This window comes from uncultured Shimia sp., assembly GCF_913054185.1.
Taxonomy (GTDB): Bacteria; Pseudomonadota; Alphaproteobacteria; order Rhodobacterales; family Rhodobacteraceae; genus Shimia.
On the sequence record NZ_CAJXIV010000152.1, the window covers coordinates 1 to 4,715 of the forward strand.

The window sequence follows — 4,715 nt, forward strand, 5'->3', positions numbered from 1 at the left end:
AGATTTGGGCTGGCCTCTTCGTGCTCGCGTGGTTGTGCGGAGGCGTGCAGGATTTCCGGGTTGGCCATGCGGATGGCCGACTTGCCCTCTTCAGTGGCATCCACAACGATCAGCCGCTGCATGACGCCAATCTGGTTAGCCCCCATGCCAACGCCGGGCATGGCATACATGGTGTCGATCAGATCGTCCCAGACCTGACGCACCTCATCGGTGATTGCGTCCACAGCTTCAGAGACAGTGCTCAGGCGTTTGTCAGGCCATGGAATACAAGTTCGAACAGTCATTTCATGCGCTCCAGCGACAAGGTGATCGGTTGCTACACCGATTGTTCCGGCTGCGGACTAGCCGCGCGCCTGCTCTCGTTTCATCTTCTGCGACTTGCGGGTCATCATCTGGCGCTTCATCGGACCTAGGTAGTCGATGAACAGTTTGCCATTGAGGTGATCAATCTCATGCTGCACGCAGGTTGCCCAGAGGCCATCGAAGTCTTTTTCCTGAGGATTGCCCTCCATGTCGATCCAGCCAACACGGACGGATTCAGGACGGGTCACCTCGGCAAACTGCTCAGGAATTGACAGGCAGCCTTCCTCATAGACGTTCAGATCTTCGGAGCTGGACAGCACCTCGGGGTTGAACATCACCACCGGCTCCGGATCGCCATCTTTGATGCAGTCCATCACGATCAAGCGGTCAAGCACGCCAACCTGCGGCGCGGCCAGGCCAATGCCCGGTGCGTCATACATGGTTTCCAGCATGTCTTTGGCCAAATTGCGCAGATCGTCGGAGAGATCAGACACGGGTGCACAGACCTTTTTCAGGCGCGGATCGGGGTGGATGAGAATAGGTTTGATCATGGCCCCCATCTAGGACAGTCGCGCCTTCTGCGCAACGGGGTAGCTTGCGGGGTTGCACATGAGGCGCAAATCGGTAGCGTGCGGTTGCGTTGTTAAGCAAAGGACACCCGCAATGAATTTCGACGAGAACATCGACCGCTTTGGCTCCCATTCCGTGAAATGGGACATGATGGAGAAAATCTATGGTGTGTCCGCCGACGATGGGATCTCGATGTGGGTGGCTGACATGGATTTCCGTCCACCAGCCTGTGTGACCGATGCGATCAAAGGCATGATCAACACCGGCGTGTTTGGCTATTACGGTGACGATGCCGCTTATCGCGACGCCATCCGCTGGTGGATGAAGGAGCGCCACAATTGGTCCGTCGAGCGCGACGAGATTTTCACCACACATGGGTTGGTGAACGGCACCGGGCTTTGTGTGGACACCTTCAGCGCGGTGGGCGATGGCGTTGTCTTGACCACGCCAGTGTATCACGCGTTTGCACGGGTGATTAAGGCCGCGGGCCGCGAAGTTGTGGAATGCGAACTCATCAACAACAATGGCCATTATGAAATGGATTTTGACGCTTGGGATGCGCAGATGAAGGGGCATGAGACCATGTTCATCCTCTGCTCCCCGCACAATCCAGGTGGTCGTGTGTGGACTCGGGAAGAGCTTCAGGGCGTGGCCGATTTTTGTAAGCGCCACGATCTCATTCTGGTGAGCGACGAAATCCACCATGACCTTGTATATCCGGGCAAAACCCACATCCCGATGGTCAATGTCGACCCCAGCATTCTGGACCGTTTGGTGATGATGACCGCCACCACCAAGACGTTTAACCTCGCTGGAGGCCTGACTGGCAATGTGATCATCCCCGATGAGGCTCTGCGCGCGAAGTTTGCAGCCCGTATGGGGGCGATGGGGTTGTCGCCAAACAGCTTTGGCCTGTTCATGGCTGAGGCGGCTTATTCGCAAGAAGGGGCGGCCTGGGTTGACGGGTTGATCGAATATCTCGACGGCAACCGCAAGGTTTTGGACACAGCGATACAAAACATTCCCGGCCTGTCATCCATGCCACTAGAAGCGACATATCTGAGCTGGGTAGATTTTTCTGGCACAGGCATGAGCCGAGAGGATTTCACCCAGCGCGTGGAACAAGGGGCGCGAATTTGCGTGAACCACGGCCCGACGTTTGGCCAAGGCGGCGATGATTTTCTGCGCTTCAATATCGCCACGCCACGAGCGCGGGTGGAAGAAGCGGCCTCGCGATTGGCTGAGGCATTTTCAGACCTTCAGTAAAAAACAGGGCGGGGATTTCCCCGCCCTTTTGTTTGGTCTTGAGGACTCCGTTTAGTGCGGGCGTCCAAGCAATCCAGCAGGGGTTGGCTCACTTTGGTAATAGTCCACCGGCGCCTGATCCGTGACCGGCGTGGCACGTTTGAATTCATAGTGCATTTCGCCGTCTTCTTCGTCGGTGGCAACCACCAGACACTGCGAAATATGCTTGGATCCATCATAGAGGTTCACCAGCCCTGGCAGACGTGGCGCGGTTTCGGCATCCAGTGTGAAACCATCGTCCAGAAAACGCACAACGCGCACGCTCAAACCATCCGCTTCAACGCGAAGCCGGTGCCTCTGTTTCAGCGCCTTTTTGCGCGCGGCATCAAAGCCAGCCTGCACTTCGGCAGATAAATAAGTGCTCATTGGATTCTCCATCGTTCGTCTCACTGCATCCCACCATGCTGCACTGGTCAAGCGAAGATTTGGTAAACAGTCTGGTTCCTTAGCGGTAGCCTTAGGAACTGTTCCCACCGAGTGCTGTGCAAATACGCGCAACACTCGCGCGCGTGTGTTGGTTTTTTGAGGAGCAAACCCGGCTTAGGTTGAGGGCAAGTTAGGAATAAAGGAATGCGCAATGGGTTTGCTTGTAGACGGAACATGGACCGACCAGTGGTATGACACCAAATCACACGGCGGTAAATTTGTGCGTTCGGCGGCGCAGTTCCGCAACTGGATCACCGCTGATGGCAGCGCGGGACCAGGTGGGAAAGCTGGGTTTCAAGCCGAGAGTGGGCGATATCACCTCTATGTGTCTTACGCCTGTCCCTGGGCGCATCGCACGCTGATTTTCCGTAAACTCAAGGGACTGGAAGAGCACATCACCGTTTCTGCCGTACACCCGGATATGTTCAGCGAGGGTTGGACGTTTGAGACCGATGATCATGGCGCGACTGGCGATACGCTGTATGGATTAAGCCACGCGCATAGTGTCTACACCAAAGCAGACCCAACATACTCTGGCCGCGTGACTGTACCAATCCTCTGGGACAAGCAGCAGGAAACAATCGTAAGCAATGAAAGCTCCGAAATCATCCGCATGTTCAACAGCGCGTTTGACGGAGTGACCGGCAATACGTTGGATTTTTGGCCAAAGGCGCAGCGAGACGCTATTGAAGAGGTCAACGCGCGGATCTACGACACCTTTAACAACGGTGTGTATAAATGTGGGTTTGCAACGTCGCAGGCTGCTTATGATGCTGCAATCTATCCGTTGTTTGACACATTGGAGTGGCTGGAAGCGCGGCTGTCGGAGACCCGCTACGTGATGGGGGATCAGATCACCGAGGCTGATTGGCGGTTGTTCACCACCTTGATCCGCTTTGATCCGGTCTACCATCTGCATTTCAAATGTAACCGGAAGCGGATTGTGGATTATCCCAACCTCTGGGCTTACACGCGTGAGCTCCATCAAGTCCCAGGCGTGGCGGAGACGGTGAACTTCAAGCACATTGTGGATCACTATCTGCGCAGTCACACCAGCATCAATCCACATCAAATTGTCCCGATCAATCCGGTGATTGATTATGACGAACCGCACGGACGCGGCTAGCCACACGCTCCGCTTACTCACCCGTTGCGTGATTACTTGCGTTGGGGCGGGGAGATAGAGTACTCGCGCCTTGCAGGATCACAGCAGGGCGCGACATGAACACCTCCACCCAAACAGCCAATCCGGAGCAACGCGACCACGGCGGCGGGCTTGATGCCGCGAGGGATCAATGGGGCGGCAGCCGTGACAGTTGGCTGGATCTGTCCACCGGCATCAATCCGGTGCCTTACACTATGCCCCACATCCTCATGGACGATTGGGCACGCCTACCCGACAAAGTGGCGCAAAACGGCTTGCTGAAAGCTGCTCGTGAGTTTTGGAAGGTGCCGGATGGGGCGGCAATATTGGCCGCACCCGGCGCCTCCGCACTGATTGCGCGCATTCCGTCTTTGTTGGACCAAGGCACGGTGCAGATTGAGACTCCAACCTACAATGAGCACGCGGCCGCCTTTGCAGCCCAAGGATGGCAACTGGGCAATGAAGCGCCCAATGCGCAAGTGGTGGTACACCCGAACAACCCAACCGGGCGGCTTTGGTCCGTGGATGACCTCACCGCGCCGTTTGCCGTGATTGACGAGAGCTTTTGCGACGTCACGCCGGATTGGAGCATGATCCGTGTGGCGGACCAACCTGGCCGGATTGTGCTTAAGAGCTTTGGTAAGTTTTGGGGACTTGCCGGTGTGCGCCTCGGCTTTGCCATTGGCGCGCCGGAGTTGATTGCACGGTTGGCTGACCTCACAGGTCCCTGGGCCGTATCCGGTCCCGCTCTGACAATCGGCACCTCGGCTTTGCTTGAAACCGGCTGGGCGTTAGAAACACGCGAGCGGTTGCGCAGAGACAGCGCACGGTTGGATCACATGATGCAGATTGCCGGCGCGAGCCTGTGTGGCGGGACCAGTCTGTTTCGCCTGTATGAAGTGGACAATGCCGCCAAGTGGCAAAACCACCTCGCGCGGCACCACATCTGGACCCGCATTTTTCCGTA

General features: G+C 56.5%; 6 protein-coding genes. 3 read left to right on the top strand and 3 right to left on the bottom strand.

The annotated features are described in order from the left end of the window. A partial coding sequence (locus tag QZ517_RS19540) for a peptide deformylase (RefSeq protein ID WP_294230574.1) occupies positions 1 to 284 on the bottom strand: 284 nt, incomplete at its 3' end. Positions 285 to 341: 57 nt separating this feature from the next. Beyond that, on the bottom strand, positions 342 to 854 hold the full coding sequence (gene def, locus QZ517_RS19545; RefSeq protein ID WP_294230577.1) for a peptide deformylase: 513 nt from the start codon (positions 852 to 854) through the stop codon (positions 342 to 344). Between the two features lie 112 nt (positions 855 to 966). Here def and QZ517_RS19550 point away from each other — a divergent pair, with 112 nt between their 5' ends. Then, the gene (locus QZ517_RS19550) at positions 967 to 2,139 is read left to right on the top strand and encodes a MalY/PatB family protein (RefSeq protein ID WP_294230580.1); all 1,173 of its coding nucleotides are present in this window, start codon (positions 967 to 969) and stop codon (positions 2,137 to 2,139) included. 51 nt (positions 2,140 to 2,190) lie between these two features. Here the strand turns inward: QZ517_RS19550 and QZ517_RS19555 are convergent, their stop codons facing one another. Next, complete coding sequence (locus tag QZ517_RS19555; RefSeq protein ID WP_283425618.1) at positions 2,191 to 2,544, bottom strand: hypothetical protein; 354 nt, start codon at positions 2,542 to 2,544, stop codon at positions 2,191 to 2,193. A gap of 211 nt (positions 2,545 to 2,755) precedes the next feature. On the opposite strand from QZ517_RS19555, the gene QZ517_RS19560 reads away from it, so the two are divergent. Continuing rightward, positions 2,756 to 3,730: a glutathione S-transferase family protein gene (locus tag QZ517_RS19560; protein WP_294230584.1), complete on the top strand. Its 975-nt coding sequence runs from the start codon at positions 2,756 to 2,758 to the stop codon at positions 3,728 to 3,730. A gap of 95 nt (positions 3,731 to 3,825) precedes the next feature. Beyond that, a partial coding sequence (locus tag QZ517_RS19565) for a threonine-phosphate decarboxylase (RefSeq protein WP_294230586.1) occupies positions 3,826 to 4,715 on the top strand: 890 nt, incomplete at its 3' end.